Origin of the sequence: Dietzia lutea, assembly GCF_003096075.1 — a bacterium.
Classification (GTDB): domain Bacteria; phylum Actinomycetota; class Actinomycetes; order Mycobacteriales; family Mycobacteriaceae; genus Dietzia; species Dietzia lutea.
Genome location: NZ_CP015449.1, coordinates 3,122,224 through 3,144,435 on the forward strand (window position 1 = coordinate 3,122,224; position 22,212 = coordinate 3,144,435).

Annotated in this window: 20 protein-coding genes; 4 read left to right on the forward strand and 16 right to left on the reverse strand. The window is 72.2% G+C overall.

Features of this window, described 5'->3' with window-relative positions:
- Positions 1-7: 7 nt before the first annotated feature.
- From A6035_RS14320 to fgd, 9 genes are all read right to left on the reverse strand, one after another.
- A complete protein-coding gene (locus tag A6035_RS14320; RefSeq protein ID WP_108848435.1) occupies positions 8-1,219 on the reverse strand; it encodes an acetate/propionate family kinase in 1,212 nt (403 codons plus the stop codon).
- Positions 1,216-3,426 (reverse strand): phosphate acetyltransferase, encoded by a 2,211-nt coding sequence (gene pta / locus A6035_RS14325; protein WP_412523635.1) that lies wholly within the window; start codon positions 3,424-3,426, stop codon positions 1,216-1,218. The genes A6035_RS14320 and pta overlap by 4 nt, the downstream gene beginning before the upstream one ends.
- Before the next feature lie 172 nt (positions 3,427-3,598).
- Complete coding sequence (locus tag A6035_RS14330) at positions 3,599-4,888, reverse strand: HNH endonuclease signature motif containing protein (RefSeq protein WP_108848437.1); 1,290 nt, start codon at positions 4,886-4,888, stop codon at positions 3,599-3,601.
- A 71-nt stretch (positions 4,889-4,959) separates the two neighbouring features.
- Positions 4,960-5,622 (reverse strand): hypothetical protein, encoded by a 663-nt coding sequence (locus A6035_RS14335; protein WP_108848439.1) that lies wholly within the window; start codon positions 5,620-5,622, stop codon positions 4,960-4,962.
- Positions 5,623-5,635: 13 nt separating this feature from the next.
- Positions 5,636-6,586, reverse strand: coding sequence for an L-histidine N(alpha)-methyltransferase (gene egtD / locus A6035_RS14340; protein ID WP_425267524.1), 951 nt, complete (start codon positions 6,584-6,586; stop codon positions 5,636-5,638).
- A gap of 194 nt (positions 6,587-6,780) precedes the next feature.
- The gene (gene egtB / locus A6035_RS14345) at positions 6,781-8,121 is read right to left on the reverse strand and encodes an ergothioneine biosynthesis protein EgtB (RefSeq protein ID WP_108848441.1); all 1,341 of its coding nucleotides are present in this window, start codon (positions 8,119-8,121) and stop codon (positions 6,781-6,783) included.
- A gap of 110 nt (positions 8,122-8,231) precedes the next feature.
- Positions 8,232-8,840 carry a methylated-DNA--[protein]-cysteine S-methyltransferase gene (locus tag A6035_RS14350; RefSeq protein ID WP_108848443.1) on the reverse strand — a complete coding sequence of 203 codons (609 nt, stop codon included), beginning with the start codon at positions 8,838-8,840 and terminating at the stop codon, positions 8,232-8,234.
- A complete protein-coding gene (locus A6035_RS14355; RefSeq protein ID WP_108848445.1) occupies positions 8,837-9,475 on the reverse strand; it encodes a suppressor of fused domain protein in 639 nt (212 codons plus the stop codon). Before A6035_RS14355 ends, A6035_RS14350 begins: the two co-directional genes overlap by 4 nt.
- Entirely contained in the window at positions 9,472-10,491 is a 1,020-nt protein-coding gene (gene fgd, locus A6035_RS14360) for a glucose-6-phosphate dehydrogenase (coenzyme-F420) (protein ID WP_108848447.1), read from the reverse strand. Before fgd ends, A6035_RS14355 begins: the two co-directional genes overlap by 4 nt.
- A 430-nt stretch (positions 10,492-10,921) precedes the next feature.
- On the opposite strand from fgd, the gene A6035_RS14365 reads away from it, so the two are divergent.
- Complete coding sequence (locus A6035_RS14365; RefSeq protein WP_108848449.1) at positions 10,922-11,551, forward strand: hypothetical protein; 630 nt, start codon at positions 10,922-10,924, stop codon at positions 11,549-11,551.
- Positions 11,552-11,572: 21 nt separating this feature from the next.
- Here the strand turns inward: A6035_RS14365 and A6035_RS14370 are convergent, their stop codons facing one another.
- The 3 genes from A6035_RS14370 to A6035_RS14380 form a co-directional block, all read right to left on the reverse strand.
- Complete coding sequence (locus tag A6035_RS14370) at positions 11,573-12,721, reverse strand: glycosyltransferase family protein (RefSeq protein WP_244192453.1); 1,149 nt, start codon at positions 12,719-12,721, stop codon at positions 11,573-11,575.
- Positions 12,722-12,726: 5 nt separating this feature from the next.
- The gene (locus A6035_RS14375; protein ID WP_108848451.1) at positions 12,727-13,944 is read right to left on the reverse strand and encodes an O-succinylhomoserine sulfhydrylase; all 1,218 of its coding nucleotides are present in this window, start codon (positions 13,942-13,944) and stop codon (positions 12,727-12,729) included.
- A 99-nt stretch (positions 13,945-14,043) separates the two neighbouring features.
- Positions 14,044-14,460, reverse strand: coding sequence for a rhodanese-like domain-containing protein (locus A6035_RS14380; protein WP_108848453.1), 417 nt, complete (start codon positions 14,458-14,460; stop codon positions 14,044-14,046).
- 78 nt (positions 14,461-14,538) lie between these two features.
- Here A6035_RS14380 and A6035_RS14385 point away from each other — a divergent pair, with 78 nt between their 5' ends.
- On the forward strand, positions 14,539-16,017 hold the full coding sequence (locus A6035_RS14385) for an FAD-dependent oxidoreductase (RefSeq protein WP_108848455.1): 1,479 nt from the start codon (positions 14,539-14,541) through the stop codon (positions 16,015-16,017).
- On the opposite strand, the gene A6035_RS14390 is transcribed toward A6035_RS14385, so the two are convergent.
- From A6035_RS14390 to purT, 4 genes are all read right to left on the reverse strand, one after another.
- Positions 16,001-17,428, reverse strand: coding sequence for an alpha/beta hydrolase (locus tag A6035_RS14390; protein ID WP_244192454.1), 1,428 nt, complete (start codon positions 17,426-17,428; stop codon positions 16,001-16,003). The genes A6035_RS14385 and A6035_RS14390 overlap by 17 nt on opposite strands.
- The gene (locus A6035_RS14395; RefSeq protein WP_162534010.1) at positions 17,406-17,834 is read right to left on the reverse strand and encodes a hypothetical protein; all 429 of its coding nucleotides are present in this window, start codon (positions 17,832-17,834) and stop codon (positions 17,406-17,408) included. Before A6035_RS14395 ends, A6035_RS14390 begins: the two co-directional genes overlap by 23 nt.
- Before the next feature lie 129 nt (positions 17,835-17,963).
- The gene (locus A6035_RS14400) at positions 17,964-18,530 is read right to left on the reverse strand and encodes a DUF1648 domain-containing protein (protein WP_108848459.1); all 567 of its coding nucleotides are present in this window, start codon (positions 18,528-18,530) and stop codon (positions 17,964-17,966) included.
- Between the two features lie 17 nt (positions 18,531-18,547).
- On the reverse strand, positions 18,548-19,813 hold the full coding sequence (purT, locus tag A6035_RS14405) for a formate-dependent phosphoribosylglycinamide formyltransferase (RefSeq protein WP_108848461.1): 1,266 nt from the start codon (positions 19,811-19,813) through the stop codon (positions 18,548-18,550).
- Positions 19,814-20,036: 223 nt separating this feature from the next.
- Here purT and A6035_RS14410 point away from each other — a divergent pair, with 223 nt between their 5' ends.
- Positions 20,037-21,146: an alcohol dehydrogenase family protein gene (locus A6035_RS14410; protein WP_159149230.1), complete on the forward strand. Its 1,110-nt coding sequence runs from the start codon at positions 20,037-20,039 to the stop codon at positions 21,144-21,146.
- Positions 21,136-22,167, forward strand: a complete 1,032-nt coding sequence (locus tag A6035_RS14415; protein ID WP_108848465.1) for a proline racemase family protein — start codon at positions 21,136-21,138, stop codon at positions 22,165-22,167. The genes A6035_RS14410 and A6035_RS14415 overlap by 11 nt, the downstream gene beginning before the upstream one ends.
- The last annotated feature ends 45 nt before the right edge of the window (positions 22,168-22,212 follow it).

Below are 22,212 nucleotides of genomic sequence, written 5' to 3' on the forward strand. Positions count from 1 at the left end.
GGAGTGGCTACGTCCCCAGGCCCAGCACGGTGTCGCACGCCCGCGCGATCGCCAGCTCCTCGTCCGTCGGCACGACCAGCACCGCGACCCGGCTGTCCGGCGTCGAGATGACCCGCTCGCCCGTGCCGTTCTCGTTGGCGTCCCGGTCGATCTCGACCCCCCAGCCGCTCATCGTGGACAGCGCGTCGGCCCGCAGGCGGGCGACGTTCTCCCCGACCCCGGCGGTGAACGTGATCGCATCCACGCGGCCGAGGACCGCCCAGTAGCCGCCGATGTAGCGGCGCAGGCGATGGATCACCACTTCGTAGGCGAGCCGCGCGTCCTCGTCGTTGTCGTCGACCCGGGTCAGCAGCTCGCGGAAATCACGCGCGCCCGACAGCCCCTCCAGTCCGGACCGGCGGTTGAGCAGGGTGGAGACGTCCTCCGGCGACATCCCGCGGTCGCGGATGAGGTGGATGATCAGCCCGGGGTCGAGGTCCCCGGGGCGTGTTCCCATGACGAGCCCCTCGAGCGGGGTCAGGCCCATGGAGGTGTCCATCGGGCGACCACCCGCGATCGCCGAGGCCGACGCCCCGTTGCCGAGGTGCAGGACGATCTGGTTGATCTCGTCGTAGGGCCGCCCGAGGACGTCAGCGACACGGTGGGAGACGAACTCGTGGCTGGTGCCGTGGAAGCCGTACCGACGCAGGTCCCACTCGCGCGCCGTCTCGCGGTCGATCGCGTACGTGTGGGCGGCGGCGGGCATCGTGTGGAAGAAGCCCGTATCGAACACCGCGACGTGCGGCAGGCCGGGCAGCAGCTCGCGGGCCACCCTGATCCCGCGCAGGTTTGCCGGATTGTGCAGCGGGGCGAGCAGTTCGAGCTTCTCGATGTCGGCTTCCACCTCGGCGGTCACCTCGACCGGCTCGTGGAAGGCCGGCCCACCGTGGACGACCCGGTGGCCGATCGCCTCGACGCCCAGGTCGGCGGGGTGCACGCGAAGTTCCTCGGCCAGCTCCAGTACCCGGGCCAGCGCGGCGGTGTGGTCGGGAAACCCGGCCTCCGCGGTCCGCTCGGCGGCGGGCGATCCGGTGAGCTCACTGCGGCGCACGGTCAAGCTGCCCACGGGCTCCCCGATCCGCTCGACCAGTGCCCAGGCCAGCTCGACCTCCACGGCGGTGTCGAGGATCTGCAACTTGAGTGAGGACGAGCCGGAGTTGATGACGAGTACGCGGGTCATGAATCGCTTTCCTGGGAGACACCGGCGCCCTGCGCCTGGACGGCCGTGATGGCGACGGTGTTGACGATGTCCTCGACCAGCGCGCCGCGCGACAGGTCGTTGATCGGCTTCCGCAGGCCCTGCAGGACCGGCCCGATCGCGACGGCGCCCGCGGTCCGCTGGACGGCCTTGTACGTGTTGTTGCCGGTGTTGAGGTCGGGGAACACCAGCACGGTGGCACGTCCGGCGACCTCGGAATCGGGCATCTTCTTTCCGGCGACCGTGGGGTCGACGGCGGCGTCGAACTGCAGGGGCCCGTCCACGACGAGGCCGGCCACCGGGTCGGCGGCGGACGCGCCGACGGACGCGGCGGCGTCGGCGATGCGCGACCGCACGAGCGCGGTGGCCTCGCGCACCTTGTCGACGTCCGCTCCCGTGCCCGAGTCACCGGTGGAGTACGACAGCAGCGCCACCCGCGGATCGATACCGAAGCGCGCGGCGGTCTCGGCGGAAGACAGGGCGATGTCGGCGAGCTGCTCCGCGGTGGGATCGGGCACCACCGCGCAGTCGCCGAACGCGAGCACGTGGTCGGCCAGGCACATGAGGAACACGCTCGAGACCGTCTCGACGTCCGGGCGGGTACGGATGATCTCCAGGGCCGGGCGGATGGTGTGCGCGGTGGTGTGGGCGGCGCCGGAGACCATGCCGTCGGCGAGGCCCGTGTGCACCATCATCGTGGCGAAGTAGGAGATATCGAGGATGCGGTCGCGGGCCACGTCCAGGGTCATCCCCTTGTGCTTGCGCAGCTCGGCGTACTCCTCGGCGAACCTGTCGGCGTGTTCACTCGTCCGCGGGTCGAGCAGCTGCGCCCCGCTGAGGTTGATGCCCAGTTCGTCGGCCCGGCGCCGGATCGCCTCGGGATCGCCGAGGATCGTCAGGTCCGCGACGTCACGTCGCAGCAGGCGGCCGGCGGCGTGGAGGATGCGGTCGTCGTCGCCCTCGGGCAACACGACGTGCCGCTTGTCGGCGCGGGCGCGTTCGAGAAGCTGGTGCTCGAACATCTGCGGCGTCATCACGTCGGGCGTGTCGACGCGCAGCCGGGCGAGCAGTTCCTCGGTGTCGACGTGCTTCTCCATGAGGCTCAGCGCGGTCTCGACCTTGCGTCCGGAGCCGGAGTAGACACGACCGCGGGTCTCGGCGGCGAGCCGCGCGGTGTCGTAGGTGCCGTGCTGGGTGCAGACGATCGGCAGGGTGGACCGCATCCCGCGGACGAGCTTGTCCAGCGCCGGGTTCGGCGTCACCCCGCCGTTCCAGATCATCCCGGCCAGCGACGGGAAGCCCTCGGCGGCGTGCGCGGCGAGGATCGCCAACACCGCGTCGGTGCGGTCGGCGGGCACGATGACCACCATGCCGTCGACGAGCCGCTCGAGGATCCGGTCGCCGGTCATGCCGCCGACCATCACGGCCATCGCCTCGCGGTCGAGCAGCGCCGGGTCGCCGGAGTACAGGGTGCCGTCGACCGCCTCCATGAGTTCGCCCATCGTGGGGGCGGTGAGCAGCGCCTGGGTGGGCAGGGTCCAGGCCGGCACGTCGAGCGTGTCGAGCTCCGCCTGGATCGCCTCCAGTGTGTCGGGATCGCAGCGGTTGGCGACGACCCCGACGGGGTGGGCGTGCTCGGCCCGCAGTTCGTCGAGCGTGAGCCGGGCGTTGGTGCCGATCTCTGCCGGGGAGCGGTCGGTACCGCGGAGCACCAGGAGCACGGGGGCGCCCAGGTTCACGGCGAGCGTGGCGTTGAAGTCGTACTCCGTGGGACTGGGGACCCCGGTGTAGTCGGTCCCGAGGATCACCACGACGTCGCACTGGCGGGCGACCACCTGGTACCGGTCGACGATTTCGCCGAGCGCGGCGTCGCGGTCCTCGTGGACGCGCAGGTTCGTCACGCCGATGCAGTCCTCGTAGTCGAGGTCCACGGTCGTGTGCTGCAGCAGCATCTCCAGGATGCGGTCCCGGGCCGGCTCGTCGTCGATAGCCGCGCCGGTGGACACACCGGGGACCGGCCGCGGGGCGACGGTGACGGGACGGAACACGCCGACCCGTTGGACGGTCCCGGCGAGAATCCTCAGCAGGCCCAGCGCGACGGTCGACTTCCCGGTGTCACCCTCGGGGGCCGCCACGTAGACGGCTGACGAGGAAAGCGGCTCGTTCCCGCTCTGGGCTGGGATGGTCAGCGCGGCGACGTCGGGTTCGGGCGGCTCGGCCCCGGACGACTCGGACGACGCGGGCGTGACGTAATCGGGCGGAAGGGAATCGGGCACGGGGGCATTGTGACAGCGTGGACGGCGCGGCACATCTGGTACACCCCTGTCGGGCGCGTCCGTCACCCAGGTAGGGGGCCGATCGTCAGGCGTCGGTGAGCCTGTCGACGCCGGGTGGCAACCATGTGCACAGCCCGGGCGAGGCTGGATTCACGATGGTCGTCCAGCCCGCCGGCCCGTCACCGACGAACCCGTGGTGGACGGGACAGCCGAGTGCGCCGTTAGCGACGGTCGTGGGTCCGCCCCTCGACCATTCCCGGACGTGGTGGAACTGACTTCGTCGGGCCGGTGCGGTGCATCCGGGGAAGGTGCACCCTCCGTGCGCGGCGTAGAGGACCAGCCGCTGGATCGCCGAGGCGATGCGCCGTTCGGGGTGGGCGTCCACGTCGATCCTCTGCAGCTCCTCGCGCCCGTCGCGGAGCATCGAGACGAACCACGGCATGGCTCCGGCCATCGAGACAGCCTGCCTGACGCTGAGCTGGGTGCCGGAGTCGGTGCGGACGAGCGCGTGGGGGTCCTCGAGCTGCTCGGGGGTCAGCCGGACCACGATGGTCGCGATCCCCCTGGGCCGTGCCGGGTCGACGGTCGAGCCGAGCGCCCACTGGTGGACCAGGGCGTCGTGGGCGCGCTGCTCCGGGGTGCGATCGTCTGATCCGGGTTCGCACGGCACGGCCCCGCCCGGGCCACCGAAGTCGCACAGCGCCCGCTCCACCAGCGCGCGGCCGCGAGGAGTGAGCGTCATGGTCAGTGTGCTCGTCCCGTCGGCGCGCACGGCACCGAGCCGGGCGGAGCGTTGCCGTTCCTGATGTTCCTCGCGGTCCCGGCCGCGGGCGGGGCACAGCTCCGCGACCCGTCGCGCGGCCTCCGCGCGCAGGTCGGCGGGCGCGGCCGACCGGGCGAACCGTGTGAGTTCCTCGGCGAACCGGGTCTTGGCCGAGCCGCCCAACGTCCCGGGTAGTGCCGAGACGGCCTTGGCGATGATCCGCTCGTGCTCGCCGGTGATCTCTCCGCTCGCGGCCGCGCGGCCGGCCGGGGTGGCCTGGCGACCGCCCGCGTCGATCCGGCCGTGGACCGTGCCCTTGGCCAGGCCCAGCCTCTCGGCGAGCATGGCGGCAACACCTCCGGGCGTCCGACCCTTCCGGCCGTGCAACGCCGCCAGCTCGGCGGTCGCTCGGCAGCCACTGGCCTCGAGCCGGCGCGCCAGGACTTCGACGCGGCCCACCGCGTCCGCGAGTGCGTCGGCATCGACGGCGGACCACTCCACCGCGCACAGCGATTCGACGGACGCCTCGAGGAACACGAGAACATCGGCCAACGCGGGCGCGGCAGCGGGGTCGCCGCCGTCACCCTCCGCGTCCGATAATCCCTGTTCCACGCCCCCGAGTATAGAACAGTTGTACGACGCCGTGGGGGAGCTTCCCGGCGGCCGACGGCGTCCAAGGCTCGTCAGTCGCGCTCGGTCAGTAGCCGGAATCTGAGCTCGTCGAGCATGGCGGCGACCTCGGTGCTCACCAACGCGCGTTCGAGCGTGATGAGTCTGGCGAGGTCGGCCGAGGCCGCGTCGGGGTCGCTGCGGTCGAGATGTCGTGACGCGCGCGTGTAGAGCAGGTCGAACTCGGCGAAGTCGTGCACACGGTCGCGGGCGAGCTCGCCGATCCACACGCACTCCCGGCCGCGCTCGCCGGCCGCCTCGAGGACGCGCCGAACCGACTCGAGCAGCGCCCTCGCCTCGTGGCGCGGGGCCCCGCCGCCAGGTGCCTCACCGCCAGCGGCCTCGTCGCGCGGAACCCCGCCGCCGGGTGCCTCACCGCGCGGCGCACCGCCGACCACCGCGTCGCCACCGGCCGGGCCGCCGAGTTCGGCGTCGAGCCGATCCGCCGCGGCGGAGAGCACGGCCAGTTCGTCGAGCAGGCCGCTGACTCTGTCCCGTTCGGCGGCGACGCGGGCACCGCTGCGGGCGGCCTCGCGTCGCGTGCCCGCGCGGGCGACGTCTCCGCCGAGCCGGAACAGCGTCGCCGCGGCCGTGTCGACGGCCGCCTCGGCGACGTGCGCGTCCTCGAGCAGGTCGCGGGCGCGCGCGGCGAGGTCGGGACCGTCAGGCGTGGCCACGGGAAGGTGCCTGTCAGTCGACGACGACGAGGGCCAGCCCGAAGTCACCCGCGTCGTCGGTCCACACGGGCCCGCGGAGGAAGCCGTGCTCTGCGAGTTCGTCCATGAGGGCGTCCGGCTCGAACTTCCGCGCGATCTCGGTGCGGATACCCGCCCCGGCGTCGAGGGTCCGGGAACACCCGAGCGTCGGGAAATCGATGCGCACGTCGCGGACGGCCCGCAGCCACATCTCGATCCTGCTCTCGTCGGCGTTCCACACGGCCTCGTGGCGGAAGTCGACGCGGTCCAGGCCGGTGCACTCGACGGTGCGGGCGATGACGTCGAGCATGTTGAGGTTGAACTCCGCGGTGACACCGTCGGCGTCGTCATAGGCCGCGACCAGGCGCGCCGGGTCCTTGACCAGGTCGAAGCCCAGCACCAGGCGGTCGCCGGAATCCATGACGCCACGCAGCATGGCGAGGAAGTCCGCGCGCTGGTCCTCGCTGAAGTTGCCGACCGTCCCACCGAGGAACAGCACGAGCCTGCCGCCCGACTCGCCGGGCAGGGGTCCGTCGAGGGCGGTGAGGTCGGCGACGACCGGCTCGACCGTCAGGCCCGGGTACTCGGCGGTGAGGGCGCGGGCGGAGTCGAAGAGCATCTCGGTGGAGATGTCGACGGGCACGAAGAGCGGCGCGGCATCCGCGCGTGCCCCGCCGCCGCCCGGCGGAGCGGCGAAGACGTCGAGCAGCACCCGCGTCTTCTCGCAGGTGCCGGCTCCGAGCTCGACCACCGTGCTCGCGTCGCCGACGATGTCCACGGCCCGCGACCGCAGGATCTCGGCCTCCGCACGGGTGGGGTAGTACTCGGCCAGCCGGGTGATCCGGTCGAACAGCAGGCTGCCCTTCTCGTCGTAGAACCACCGCGGTGGCACCGTCGGCGGGTCCGAGAAGAACCCCTCGCGCAGGTCCGATTCGAGGGCGGTGATATCGGGATCGGCAGGGCTCGTCGTCGTCGCCGTCGAACCCGGGGGCCCCGCGACGTCGGCCGGCACCGCTACGTCCCCACGCGCGGCGATCTCACCAACGGTGTCCCCGGGTGCGGCGCCGCCACCAGCAGCGTTCTCCCGCGCGGCGGTCTCGCCAGCAGCAGCCTCCCGCGCGGCGGCCTCGCGCGCGCCGGTCACCGCGCGAGCCTCAGGCCGGCGGCCGCCCACCGCGACGCTGCGGGGAAGAAGTTCCGGTACGTGTGCCGCGTGTGGCCGGCCGGTGTGAGGGCGCTGCCACCGCGCAGGACGTGCTGGTCGGACATGAACTTGCCGTTGTACTCGCCGGCCGCGCCCTCCTCGGTGACGAAGCCGGGGTACGGCAGGTAGGCGCTCGAGGTCCACTCCCACACACCGCCGATCGTGCGGTCGGCGACGGTCCGCGGGTGACACCGGTCGGGGTCGAGCTCGTCGCGGATCTGCCAGCCGGTGGTGGCGACCTCCCACTCGAACTCGGTGGGCAGCCGTGCCCCGGCCCAGCGCGCATAGGCGTCGGCCTCGTAGAACGAGACGTGGAGGACGGGCTCGGCGTCGACGACCGGCCGCCGCCCGCTGAGCGTGAAGGTGGTCCACTCGCCGTAGACGGCGCTCTCGGCGTCGGCGCGCGCGTCGCCCGTACCGTCCTCCCGCCGCCAGTACCCGGGCGCGTCCCAGCCCTCGGCCTGCACGGTGGCCCACCCGTCCGAGAGCCATAACTCGGGACGTGAGTAGCCGCCGTCGGCCATGAACCGCTTCCACTCGCCGACGGTGACCTGGCGCGTGGCGACCTCGCCGCCCGGGATCCACACGCGGTGGCGGGGCCGTTCGTTGTCGTAGGAGAACCCCCCGGACGGTGCGTGGCCGTCGTGCGCGTGGACGCCGGGTGCGTCGCCGCCCGTGGGATCGGGCGCGCCGATCTGCGCGACCCCCTCGACGACGGCGAGCCATTCCGTCTCTCCCGGCGTCGCGGCGGCCGGGTCGGCGGACCTGTCGACGTACACGGGATCGATCGGGTTGTGGGAGAAGAGGTGCTTGATGTCCATGAGCAGCAGTTCCTGGTGCTGCTGTTCGTGATGGCAGCCCAGCTCGAGCAGCTCGAGGCCGCGCTCGTCGACGTCGCCCGCCTCGAGGGCCGCGACGACGGCCTCGTCGACCCGCGCCCGGAAGTCGGAGATCTCCGCGACCGACGGCCGCGTGATGAGCCCGCGCTCGGGGCGCGGCTGCCGGGGCCCGACCGCCTCGTAATAGGAGTTGAACAGGAAGCGAAACACCGGCTCCGGCGCCACGTACCCGGGCACCCGGGCCAGGACGAACTCCTCGAAGAACCACGTGGTGTGCGCGCGGTGCCACGCCGCGGGGCTGGCGGCGGTCATGGACTGGGGGATCTGGTCCTCGGGACTGAGCCGGGACGCGAGCAGATCCGTGAGCCCGCGGACCCGCATGAATCTCTCGACGGTGCTCCCCGTGCGCGGAGCGGTGCAGACGGATCCGACTGTCATGGAATCCCCCGTGGTTCGTGGTCGACGGCAGGCGGTCTGGGGCGGGGACCGGTCGGTCCCCGGCGTTTCCGCCACCCTAGCCACGGCCTACGACACCGCCCACCGATCCGCTAGACGAACGGGACCGGACTGTGCGACCCGCCGCGTGCGGCGGCGAGGTTGCGGCGCTCGTGCTCCAGCAGCCGCAGTCGGTACTCCGGGCAGTTGCCCATACCGCCGTCGGCGCGGATCACGCGATGCACGGGGATGACGAACGGCACCGGCACGATGCTGCACAGCCGACCCACCCGCCGGGCGTTGCGCGGCCGGCCGGCGTCCACGCTGATCTGCCCGTAGGTGGAGGTCTCGCCATACGGGATGCGCTGGATCTCGCGGTAGGCCTCCCGCGAGAACTCGTCGTGGACGCCAGCAGCGGCCCAGTCGAGCGGGACGTCGAAGTCGCGTAGCTCCCCGGCCAGGTAGGCCCTCACCTGCCCCGAGAGGCGGTCCAGGAGCCCACTCGCGCCGCCGGGCCCGCGGTCGAGGTCCTCGTCGTCGTCCTCTCCCCCGCCGCCACCGTGTTTCACGTCGAACCACGCGTCGGCGGCGTGGAGTTCGCTCTCGTCGACCTGCTGCAGACGTGACACTCCCACGGCCGTGGCCTCGACGATCATGAGGCCGGCCGAGGTCTCGAGCAGCCGCGCGGCGACGCCGGGCGTCCGGGCCGCGCGCACGCTCACACCACGCTCGGACGGTCCGGGTCGGTGACGTCGGCGTCGGCGGTGTCGAGCTTCTCGAACAGGGCGTCGGCACCGTCGCGCCCGAGCGCGGACATCTCGGCGGTGGTGATGGGCACGGCCTGCAGGCGCGTGAGCAGGGGGCCGGTGCCGTCGGGGCCGCCGGTCTCGTCGACGACCTGTAGTTCCGGCCACAGGAACGGCGGTGTGAGGACGAGGTGCTCGCAGCGCCGCCCGGGATCGACCAGACCGACCGCGTTGGGGATCACCGCGCCGGGCGCGACGTGGATTGAGCCGGTCGCCACCGCCAGCGCGCACGCGTCCAGGACGTCGGCCATCGCGCGGTGCCCCGTGCGGCCGACCGTGACGAACTCACTGCGGATCTGGCGCCCCTCGGGCGTGGTGACGTTGGTGGGCAGCTCCCGCGCGCCGATGGTGGCGTAGGTGGAGAAGCCGACGGCGGGGACGTTGTCGACGACGACGATGTCGCAATGCCATTCGGTGGTCTTCCCCTCCTCGTCCGGCTCGGTCTCGTGCGGGTAGCGCAGGACGCGGACCTTGTCCTTGCCCCCGAGGATGCCCTCGAGGCCGGAGAGATCGGCCGCGTCCGGGCCGGGGAGAGTGTTCTCGTCGCTCATACGAGTGCTCGCAGACGTGGTTCGAGGTCGGCCTTGAACAGGTCGAGGAAGCGCTTCTGGTCGTGACCGGGCGCGTGGAAGACCAGGTGGTTGAGGCCCGCGTCGACGTACTGCTTGACCTGCTCGACGGCGTCGTCCGGGTCCGAGGCGACGATCCAGCGCTTGGCGACCTGCTCGATCGGCAGCTCGTCGGCCAGGCGCTCCATCTCGCGCGGCGAGTCCACCGAGTGCTTCTGCTCCGGCGTCAGGCTCAGCGGCGCCCAGAAGCGGCAGTTCTCGAGGGCCTTCACCGGGTCGGGGTCGTAGCTGATCTTGATCTCGATCATCCGGTCGATCGCCGAGGAGTCACGCTCGTTGATCCGCGCGCCCTCCTCCACGGCGGGCAGGAGCTTGTCCGTGTAAAGCTCCATGCCCTTGCCGGAGGTGCAGATGAAGCCGTCGCCGACGCGGCCGGCGTACTTGGCCACCACCGGGCCACCCGCCGCGATGTAGACCGGCACGCCTCCCTCGGGCACGTCGTACAGGAACGCGTCCTTGGTGGAGTAGAAGTCGCCGGAGAAGCTGGTGGTCTCGCCGGTCCAGAGCTCGCGCATGAGGCGGACGGACTCCCGCAGTCGCGCGAAGCGCTCCTTGAACTCCGGCCACTCGCCCTGGTGGCCCGTGGCGATCTCGTTGAGTGCCTCACCGGTGCCCACGCCGAGGAAGACGCGCCCCGGGTAGAGGCACGCCATGGTGGCGAACGCCTGGGCCAGCACCGCGGGGTTGTAGCGGAACGTCGGGGTGAGCACGGACGTGCCCAGCTGGATCGTGCTGGTCCGCTCCCCCACGGCCGTGAGCCAGGACAGGGAGAACGGGGCGTGGCCGCCGTCGTGGCGCCAGGGCTGGAAATGGTCGGAGACCGTGGCCGAGTCCATGCCCGCCTGCTCCGCCATCACCGCGAACTCCACGAGGTCACGCGGCCCGAACTGCTCGGCCGAGGCCTTGTATCCGAGCTTGAGGGAGGGGGTGTCGGGCATCGGCTTCTCCTGCGTCTAGGCGTGTGGCCAGGTTCGTTTCGACGTCAACTTCGTCGCGCGGGCCACTGCGCCGAGTATGCCAGTGGCCTACGACACTCGTAGCGCCCTGTCCCCACCTCACTGCTCCAACACCGCCTCAGCGGGAGGGGCGCCGGAGGCGGACGCGGAGAGTAGGTCGGCGTCGTCAGCCAGCCTTGCGGGTCTCGGGCTCGCAATCGTGTGCGTTCGATGACCGGTTGCCGACGGACCGGACAGTTCCCCGGGGGCGCGATGGCGTGCGGTCTGTGAATTTGGCCACACGCCGAGACGAGGCGTAACGAATACGGTTGCGTCAGCAATATTCTTCATGAACCGGAAGTCACCGCGCATCGCGTGGCCAGGGTCCCCTCCCCTGAACCGACCTCCGGGAGAGCGCATTATCGGAGGAGTCATGCGGATCAGGCACGCGGCCACCGCCCTGGTGGCCCTCGCTGCCTCCTCCGCCTGCGCCCTCGGCACCACGATGGTCCTCCAGGACCGCGAAGAGCAGGCCCGCGAGTCCGAACTCCGCAGCTCCGCCTGGTCCGTCCAGGCGTCCACCGACTTCGGCACCACCTGGACCGCGCCCATCTCGTCCTACGGTGGCCACTTCCCCGTCCGCGTCGACACCGCCGGACTGCGGGACCGTTCGGCCTACCAGCCGCTCACCCTCCGCACGAGCGTCGACTCGCGCGCCGACGCCCACGTGGCGATCGGCGAGGGTGTCCTCGTGGAGGGCGACCCGGCCACCGCCGCCGACGTGCGGATCAGGGCGGTCGCCTCCCGCGGCGGGGCCTGCGCGGCTCCGGCCTTCCACCTCGACTCGGACAACATCCTCGCCGGAGACGGTGAGCAGCCGGTGCCCGTCGACGCCCCCACCTCGGACGTCCCGCTGAGCCTGCCCGCCGCCACCCGCACCACACCCGGCGCGGCGGTGACCGTGTGCCTCGAACTGAGCATGGACGCCGACTCCCCGGCGCCCGACTCGGTCCTCACGCTGGCGTGGCCCGTCGACATCGCCCGCAGCGACGCCACCGCCTGAGCCGCCCGCCCGGTCGCCTACTCAGCCGCCGGCGGCCTCCCGGTAGATCCGCGCATGGGTGGCCACGACGGTCGCCGGATCGGCGCCCGCCACCCGCGGCGGCACGGCCCGCGGATCCTCCAACGCCGCCCGCACGGCCACCGCCACCGCGGACGGATCGCGCGGGTCGTAGACCTCGCCCGAGTGCTCGCCCGGGTCGCACCGGTCGAACCACTGGTCCCGCAGGAACCCCACCGACGGGAACACCGGCGCAACCCCGAGATCACGGCACAGTTCCAGCCACGTTGAGTGGGTGGCGAACCGGTAGGGCAGGACGCACACGTCGAGCGCGGCGAACTCCGGCAGCACGGGCCCCAGATCCAGCGACTCGTAGCGCACCAACCGCACCGACTCCCAGCCGCCCTCGGCCGCCAGCTCCGCGACGAGGTGGTGGCCGCCGGCCTCGCGGTCCTCGCCGCACGCGTCGCGCCACGCCTGTGCCTCCACCACGATCCGCAGGTGGGCGCCGCGTCGGCCCTGCACCACGAGCGCCAACTGGTCCAGCAGCTCGGGGCCCTCGATGTTCTCGCCCATCCGCTCCAGCAGGACCCCCACCACGAGCGGGTCACCCGGCCCGCGCAGGTGCTTGCCCGCGCGCACGGCGGCGGAGATCTCCGCCTCGTCCAGCAATCGCGGGTGCGGCACCACGACCGGCTCCACACCCCAGCGCACCCACAGTTCGTGGGCCGCCACCTCGGTCAGTGTGATCACCGCGGACGCCGCCTCCACCAGCGTGCCGGTGTGATCCCGGTGCGGCAGCTCGTCCTCGTGCGTCGGGTAGACGATGTCGTGCACGGTCAGCACGAACGGGATCCCGGCCGTCTCGAAGTGCTCGACGACGTCGTCCACGCTCTCGGGCTCGAGGTAGTCGTAGCCGAAGTGCACGTGCGCCAGATCGACGTCCTGCAGAGGATCGGCGTCCCGGTGGATCTCGCCGGAGGCGTCGGAATCCGGGTCGAGCTCGGCGGGGGTCACCGCCTCGGCCGGGGTGTGCCCGTTGACCACGCCGGGCCGCACGGGCACGAGCTCCACGTGCTCGGCCCCGTCCAGGCCGATGATGCGGCGCACGGCCGGATGCGCGGCGGGCAGCACCGCCACCCTCGTCCGCGACCCGCCACCCAGGACGCTCATGGGCGTCAGTCTAGACCGCGGCGCAGGTCCTCGATCAGATCTCCGACGAATTCCAGGCCCACCGAGAGGCGGATGACGTTGTCGCCGATCCCCACCGCGGCACGGGCCTCGGGCTCCATGGACGCGTGGGTCGTCGTCGCCGGATGGGTCACGAGCGTCTTGGCGTCGCCCAGGTTGTTGGAGATGTCGATGACCTCCAACGCGTTGAGCAGGGCGAAGGACTCCCTCTTGCCGCTGCCGATCTCGCCGTCGTCACCCTCGCCGCACTTCAGCCCGAACGTCACCACGGACCCGCCGCCGGACATCTGCGCGCGCGCCAGCTCGTACTGGGGGTGCGACTCGAGCATCGGGTACGTCACCCAGTCCACCGCCGGGTGGGACTCGAGGAACCGCGCCACCTCGAGCGCGTTGGCGGACATCCGCTCGACGCGCAGACCCATGGTCTCCAAGCCCTTGACCAGCACCCACGCGTTGAACGCGCTCATGCCGAACCCGGCGTGGCGCATGAGGTTCTGGACCGGCCCGGTGATGTACTCCTCGGTCCCCAGGACGGCGCCGCCGAGGACGCGGCCCTGGCCGTCGATGTGCTTGGTCGTGGAGTACACCACCACGTCGGCACCCAGCTCGAGCGGCTTCTGGTGCAGGACGGTGGCGAAGACGTTGTCCACCACGACCTGCGCGCCGGCCTCGTGGGCCAGGTCGCAGACCGCGCGCACGTCGACCAGCTCCTGCATGGGGTTGGACGGGGTCTCGAAGAACACGGCGTCGGTGGGCTCGCTGAGCGCCTCGCGCCACTGGTCGAGGTCGGCGCCGTCGACGAACACCGTCTCCACGCCCCACCGCGGCAGGATCTCCGCGCAGATCACGTAGCAGGAGCCGAACAGCGCGCGGGAGGCCACGAGCCGGGACCCGTTGCCGCAGAGCGCGGCCAGCGCCACGAACACCGCGGACATGCCGGAGCTGGTGGCGAAGCACGCCTCGGCGCCCTCGATCTGGCGCAGGCGCTCCTGGAACATCGCGACGGTGGGATTGCCGTAGCGGGAGTAGACGAAGCGCTGCCTCTCGCCGTTGAACGACGCCTCGGCCGCCTCGGCGGACTCGTAGACGTAGCCGGAGTTGAGGAACATCGGCTCGGTGGTCTCCTCGAAGGCCGTGCGCATCTGGCCGGCGCGGACCCCCAGGGTGTCGGGGTGGAGACCGTCGGGGAGCTCGTTGTTTCTCATCCGCTGCTTTCTGTGTACTCGTGCGTGCGTGTGTGGGCGGGCCGGGTGTGTGGGCGGGCCGGGTGTGTGGACGGGACGGGCGTGTCCGGTCGAGCCCGGTCAGGACTGGCGCCAGGCCAGGCCCGCGACCTTCCAGCCGTTGACCGTGCCGCGGTGTCCTTCAGCGTCGGGGTCGCCCTCGAAGCCGCCGGTCACGTTGTAGGCGGCGCCGTATCCGGCGGCGGTGGCGACCCGGGCCGCGGCCGCCGACCGGTGTCCGCTGCGGCACAGGAACAGCACGGGCGCGCCGGGCTCGACCCCGGCCTCACTCAGCTGTTCCACGAACCGGGCGTTGGGCTGGCCCGCCGAGGTCATCCACTCGATGCCCAGCGTGCGCTTGCCGAGCTCCGACAGATCGGCGCCGCCGACCCACTGCCATTCGGCGCTGGTGCGGACGTCCACCAGTACGGCGTCGGGATCGGAGGCGAGCAGTTCCCAGGCCTGGCGGGGCGGTAGGTCCCCGGCGTAGTCGCTCATGGGTGTCGATTATGCTCCCCCGACGCCGATCGGCGGGGTCGAGGTACCCCGGTGGTCGTTCTGTGCGACGATCCGGATATGACGCCGCTCACAGATCACCCCTACCGTGTGGCCGTCGTCGGGTCCGGCCCGGCGGGCGTGTATGCGTGCGAGGCCCTGCTGGACTGGAGCGACTCGCGTGATTCGTCGGGGCGCGGGATCGTGGTGGACCTGCTCGACCGCCTGCCCGTGCCGTACGGGCTGCTGCGTCACGGCGTGGCCCCGGATCACCCCCGCATCAAGGGCATCGCGCGGACGCTCGAGGGGATCGCCGCGGATCCGCGCATCCGGTTCCTGGGCAACGTGGAGTTCGGCCGCGACCTGACCGTGGAGGACGCGCGGCGCTTCTACCACGCGGTCGTGTTCTCCACCGGCGCGCTGGCCGACCGTCGCCTGGGCGTCCCGGGCGAGGACCTGGAGGGCTCGTACGGGGCGGCCGAGTTCGTGACCTGGTACGACGGTCATCCCGATTCGCACCCGGAGTGGGCGCTCACCGCCGAGCGGGCGGCCGTGGTCGGCGTGGGGAACGTGGCCCTGGACGTGGCGCGCATGCTGGTGCGCAGTCCGGAGCAGCTCGAGCCGACGGACATCCCCGCCCACGTGCGGGACGGCTTCGGCACCAACGTGACGCGCGTGGTGTCGGTGATCGGGCGCCGTGGACCGGCGCACGCCAAGTTCACGCCCCTGGAGCTGCGGGAGATGGCCAAGGTGGAGGGCGTCACCGTGGTGGTGGATCCCGACGACCTGGAGTACGACGACGAGGCGCGCGCCCTCCGCGACGGCGATCGCCGGGTGGGGCAGGTGTGCGCGCAACTCGAGAAATGGGTCGAGGCGCAGCGCGAGGCCGGGCTCGAGACGGCGGATGAGGCCGAGGCCGCCGCGCTCGCGGCCGGCGGGAAGGTGGTGCGGTTCCGCTTCCACCGGTCCCCCGTCGAGATGGTGGGCGACGACGGCCGGGTCTCCGGGTTGCGACTGGAGATCACCGAGCCCGATCCCGCGCCGGCCGACTCCGGGGCGGCCGCCGGCCGGGTGCGCGGCACGGGCCACGTCGAAAACCTGCCGGTGGAGGCCGTGTACCGGGCGGTGGGGTACCGCTCCGCCGCCCTGGAGGGCGTGCCGTTCGACGACTCCCGGGCGACCATCCCCAACGACGGCGGACGGGTGCTCGACGCGCCGGGCGGGGAGCACCTGCCGGGGTTGTTCACGGCGGGGTGGGTCAAGCGCGGGCCGTCCGGCGTCATCGGCACCAATCGGTCGTGCGCTGTGGAGACGGTCGGTCATCTGACCACCGAACTCGAGTCCGGCACGCTGCCCGAGCCCGCCGACCCCGATCCGTCCGCCGTGCGCGACCTGCTCGCCGACCGCGGCGTGGACGTCGTCGACGGCGACGCCTGGCTGGCGATCGACGCCCACGAGCGTGAGCTCGGCGAGGCGGCCGGCCGCGAGCGCACCAAGCTGCCGGGACGGGCGGAGATGCTCGACATCGCCCGCTCCTCGCGGCCTACTCGATCCCGCTGACGAGGCGGCCGATCTCCATCAGCGAGACCGTCCCCGGGTCGAAGTAGCGGGAGTGCGCGGTGCGCACCGCCTCCGGTCCCGCGCCGGGCTCGGTGACGTCGACGGAGCGGCCGCCGAACTCGTTGGTCCCCGGCCTCTCGCCGGAGACTCCCGTGATCGACCACCAGGGCACGGGATCCCAGCGTGAGGCCACGGCCACCACGTCGTCGTCGACCGCCGGACGGCTGACGCCCCCCTCGTCCACCCACTGCCGGTCGAGCGACTCGACTCCCGCGCCGGGGCTGCCGACGTGGATCATCAGGTCGGCCGCGAGCCCCTCGGGGTCCGCCGCGGCCGCGCCGAGGACCACCGAGCCGTAGCTGTAGCCCACGGCCGCGTGCGGGGCGTCGTCGCCGTCCAGGCCCTCGACCGCGTCCAGCCCGGCCGCGTAGGTCCGGAGGTCGCCCGCGTGCGCCCACGCCGGCCCGGCGGAGGAGCCGGCGGAGACGACGCCGTCCGGCGCGTCGTAGCCCTGCCACGACACCGCCACGCACGCTCCGGCCGGGTCCGCCGCCTCGCACACCGCGCCGGCCCGCTCCCCGGTGCGCCCGAGGTCGGCCAGCGAGGACCCCGTCCCCGGCACGAGCGTCACCACCCGCTCTGCGGAATCGGGGTCGGCGCTGGCGACCACCGCCCGGCCATCGCGATGCAGGTCGAGAAGGTGCCGCCGGGGATCCTGCTCGAGATACGCGGCCAACGCCGTCAGGTCCCGCGCCACCTCGTCGGGTATCCGCCCGCCGACCCAGGCCCCGGCCCCGGTCGCGTCGAGCAGCCGACGCAGCCGGGTCCGGTTGAGGGCGTCGCGCGTCGCCGACGACAGCCCGGCCACCGAGCCGAGCTCGGGGTGGTCGCGCGCCAGCCGTGTGCGGTCTGCGGGCCCGAGCAAGTGCCACAGCCGGGCGACCTCGTGCGGGTTGTCGTCGGTCGATCCCGAGAGGTCCAGGCACGGCCTCGTCGCGGGATCGACCCGGCCGGCCAGTCCGTCCGCCGCCTCCCGCAGACGCATGGCGAGAACCCGGTCGGCGTCCTGAACCGGGACCGCGTCCCCGGTTCCGGGCTCGGCCGCTTCGGCGGCGTCCCACCCGGTCACGGCGCGGGCGAGCCGACTCCCCTCGACTCTGAGGACATCGGCCACGAAGAGGCAGTTCCCGGAGAGCATCCGCGCCTCGGCGGCGGCGTCGGCGGCCTCGCCGCGGGCCCGGTCCCCCGTCCGGCCCGACCACCCTCCGTCTCCCGCGCGCCCGCCGAGCCTGCGGGCGACCGAGTCGAGGTCCTCGGCGGAGTCCGCGATCCGTCGGCCCACCTCCGCCGCCCGCGCGGCCGCCAGGTCGATCGCCGCGGCCAGCGCGTCAGGGCCCTGCGCCGGCGACACGACCGGCCACCTCCTCGTCGGCCGCCGCCAGCAGGCCCGCCGCCCGCGCCATCCCGTCCGCCGACCGCTCCGTCTCCTCCTCGAGGTCGCGGGCCCGGCGGGCGAGCAGGGCCGCACACTCGGCGAGCGCGCCACCGGTGAGCAGCCCGCCGGCACCTCCGGCCTGTGCCGCGGCCGCCACCACGGACGCCTCCTCGAGCGCCGCGCTCAGCGACACCGCTCCCTCGGCCAGCTCCCGCCCGGCCTCGCGGACCCGCGCGGCCTCCGCCGTCACCGCCACCTGCTCGAACGCCAGCACGACCGCCCCCAGCGGCCCCTGCGCCACCGCGGCCGCCGTCTCTCCCGCCGCCGCGGCCGCCGTGTTCCCCACGGCCGCAGCGGCCGCTCCCCCGTCCTGCCCCGCCATCGACCCCGCTCCCCTCCGGCCCGGCACTCCGCGCCGCTCGTCAGGTCACGCTAGGGGTCCGCACCGACAAGAAGCCCTCGCCGACGGGTACCTGTGGACGGGGTCGACGACCATCCACAGGGGCACAACTCAGTCCAGATCGGGCTGCGCGGCATACCGTCCGCCGATGAACATCCGGGCCATCACCGCCCCGATCGCCACGAGGAAGACCACCAGCGCGACCGGGAGGATCCATGTCGGCATCGCGTCGCCGCCGGACCGCGCGGCGAGCACGATGCCCACCTGCCCGGCCACCAGCAGGAGCAGTGTGACCGTCGTGATCAGCCACAGGTCCTCTCGCATCAGCCGCTCGAACCGTCGCAGCCTCGGGCCGGTGGCCGTCCACCACTGCTTGTTGGGCGCGTTGATCTGGCCCGGGGCCCACAGCACCAGCCGGGACAGCACCGGCATCGGCAGCACGACGAGCAATGGGATCAGCGCGGAGAACGCGAGGGCCCCGTTCCGGCTGGACCAGCCGTCGGCCCGCCCGTCGGCGGCGAAATGCGTCGGCACCCGCTCGGGCAGGACGGCCACCTGCCAGGCCAGCACACCCAGCCACAGCAGGACCACACCCCCGGCCAGCACGAGAATCCACGGGGCCGTCGGCTCGGCGGGCAGATCGCGTGCGTCGTCTGCCGCGGACCTCGTCGTCGTCATACTCCCGACCTCCCCACCTACACCACGACCCGCACCCGCGCGGCCGCCTCGCGCGCCCGCTCCCGGGCGCCGTCCACGTCCTCGGCGGTCGCCACCGCCACGCCCATGCGGCGGTACTCGCTGGCCGACGGCTTGCCGAACAACCGCACGTCGGCCTCCGGTACCGCCAGCGCCCGCGCCACGCCCTCGAAGCCGACCGCCTCGACGCTCCCCTCGCCGATCTCCGCCCCGCCGTAGATCACCGCCGACGCGCCCGGACTGGCCATCGTCGTGACGACCGGCAGGCCGAGCACCGCGCGCGCGTGCATCTCGAACTCACTGAGGACCTGACTGCGCAGCGTCACCAGGCCCGTGTCGTGGGGGCGGGGGCTGACCTCCGAGAAATAGACGTCGACGCCGTTGACGAACAGCTCCACGCCGAACACCCCGACGCCGCCGAGCGCACCGGTGATCCGCGCGGCCACCGACCGGGCGGAGTCGTAGGCGTCCTGCGTCATGGGCTGCGGCTGCCACGACTCGACGTAGTCGCCGCGCTCCTGCCGATGACCGATCGGCTCGCAGAAGCCGGTCAGGATCCGCCCGGTCTCGGGGTCGACGCTGCGGACGGTGAGGAGCGTGATCTCGTACTCGAAGTCGACGAACGACTCGACGATCACCCGCGCCCCCGCGACGCGGGCGCCGGTCTGCGCCGCGCTCCACGCCGCCTCCACGTCCTCGGGACCGTGGAGGGTGGACTGGCCTTTACCCGACGACGACATCGTGGGCTTGACCAGGCAGGGGAAGCCGATCGCGGAGCACGCGTCCCGCAGTTCCCCGACGGACGAGGCGAAGGCGTACCCGCTGGTCGGCAGGCCCAGCTCCTCCGCGGCGAGGCGGCGGATGCCCTCACGGTCCATGGTCAGCCGGGCGGCCCGCGCGGTGGGCACGACGCGGGCGAGCCCCTCCTGCTCGATCTCCTCGAGCGCGGAGGTGGCGATGGCCTCGATCTCGGGGAGGATCACGTGCGGCTTCTCGAGGTCGACGACCCGGCGCACCTCGTCGGCGTCGGTCATGTCGATGGCGTGGCTCCGGTGCGCGACCTGGTGGGCGGGCGCGCCGTCGTAGCGGTCCACGGCGATCACCTCCACGCCGAACCGCTGCAGGGCGATCGTCACCTCTTTGCCCAGTTCGCCCGAGCCGAGCAGCATGACCCGGGTCGCGCCCGGCGAGCCCGGCGTGCCGATGCGGTCCACGGCGGGCGGGGCGAGGGGATCGTGCGCTGACGGGACGGGCGCTTCGGTCATGGCTCCCACGCTAGTAGACCTGCGAACGACCGCGCCGAGCCCACAAAGCCTCGCCTGGATGAACTCTCCCCGAGCCGGTGTGGCGAGCCCGGATCAGGCGTGATCCACGGCTCTGAAAAAAGGTGGACCACACCGATAGACCGGGGAGGTCGGCAGGTGACACACTCTTCGCCAAGCACCCGCGGCCTGCGGTCCCGGCAGTGCGAGCGGAGGAGGAGCACGGATGCCGTCACACCCGCCGACAATGAACGCGGTGCAGCTCCTGGGCCACGGCGACCTGGACCAGCTGGTGTACTCGCACGACGTCCCTACCCCGAGTCCGGCCCCGGGGGAGGTGCTGATCGATGTCCACGCCTGCGGGATGAACAACACCGACGTGTGGGTCCGCCAGGGTGCCTACGGCAGCGACACCGATCCGAAGGCCGTCTCCTCGTGGCGGCGTGGCCGCTCCACGCTCGAGTTCCCCCGCATCCAGGGCACCGACATCGTCGGCCGGATCGTCGCCGTCGGGGACTCGGTGTCCGAGGATCGCATCGGGCAGAGAGTGTTGGTCGACTTCAGCCTCTACAACCGACCGGAGAGCGACGAGAGCCTGTCCGACATCGACTACATCGGCCACGGGCGGGACGGCGGTTACGCCGAGTACGTGGCGGTCCCCGCAGTGAACGCCTACCAGGTCACCACGGACATCGACGACGCCGGCCTGGCCACTTTCTGCTGCGCCTACCTGACCGCGGAACAGATCCTCGACCGGACGCGCCTGAGCGTGGGCGAACGGATCCTCGTCACCGGTGCCTCCGGAGGAGTGGGCTCGGCCCTGATCCAACTCGCCCGCGTTCGCGGCGCCATCCCCTATGCGGTGACCAGCGCCGGAAAGGAAGCAGCCCTCGGCGAGATCGGCGCCGAGGCGGTATTCCTCCGCGACTCGGACGATCTCGTCGGCGAGGTGGAGCGGGGCGTCGACGGCCCGATCGACGTGGTGGGCGACCTGGTGGCGGGCCCACTGTTCAACGACCTGCTGAGAATTCTGCGTCCGGAAGGCCGGTACGGGACGGCCGGGGCCATCGGCGGGCCGGTCGTGAAGCTCGATCTACGCACCATGTACCTCAAGCAGCTCGAGCTCCACGGTTCCTCGCAGGGTACGAGGACCGCGTTCCGGCGGTTGGTCGGGTACATCGAGGACGGCCGCATCCGTCCTCTACTGCACCGCACCTTCCGGCTCTCCGAGTTCCACGAGGCGCAGCGCGCCTTCATGAGCAAGACCTACGTCGGCAACCTGGTCGTGGTCCCCGACCGACACTGGGACACGGTTGGAGCCCCCCATGGATCGTGAACGTGTCCTAGAGCTGATCGACACCCACAGCGGCGGCGACGTCAGCCGGATCGTCACCTCCGGCATCGAGCCACTGCCGGGAAAGAACGTGTTGGAGAAGGCTCGCTACCTGGAGAAAGAGGGCGACGGTCTGCGCCGGTTGCTGCTCTCGGAGCCGTATGGCGACCCGGCGATGTCGGTGAACCTCATCGTGGAGCCCTCTCATCCGGAGGCCGTGGCCGGGTACATCATCATGGAGGCGATGGGGTATCCGCTGTACTCGGGCTCCAACACTATCTGCACCGCGACCGCCCTGCTCCAGAGTGGGATGATCCCGGCGACCGAGGGGCTGCAAGAAATCATCCTGGAGTCCCCGGCGGGGTTGTCCCGCAACACTGCACGAATCGTCGACGGCCGGGTGGAGTCGATCACCACGCGAGGGGAGCCGGCGTTCGTCGCCGAACGGGGGCTCGCCGTGGAAGTCCCCCACTATGGCCGGGTCGGCTTCGATCTCGTGTGGAGCGGGGCCTACTTCGCGCTGATCCGCGCGGCCGATCACGGTTTCGAACTCACGGCCGACGAACAATTCGCACTCACCGCGTTCGGCGATTCCTTCGTCCGGGCGGCCCGCCCCGGGCTGAGGCGGGAGCACCCCTCGCTCGGCGATGTGGGCCCGCTGCCGTTCGTCCACTTCATGGGCCGCGTACGCACGCTGGGGGCCGGTAGGTTCGAGTCGCCGTCGGCGACGTACGTCCATCCGGGCGTGATCTGCCGGAGCCCGACCGGGACCGGCACCTCAGCCAGGCTCGCGTTGATGGCCGCGCTGGGTGATGTCGCACCCGGCGACACCTTGGAGACCATCTCGCCACGCGGGAACCGGTTCCTGGGCACCGCGCTCGTGGAGGGCGTGGTCGGAGACTTCCCTGCCCTGCACACGACCGTCACCGGACGTGCCCGGTTCCTGGCCCATTCACGGATCACCATCGACCTGGACGACCCCCTGGTGGACGCCTCCGATCTGGAGTATCTGCTCAGCCCCTGACCCGTCTCACCTCGTAGCCGCCATCCCGGACGCGCCTGTGTCCCT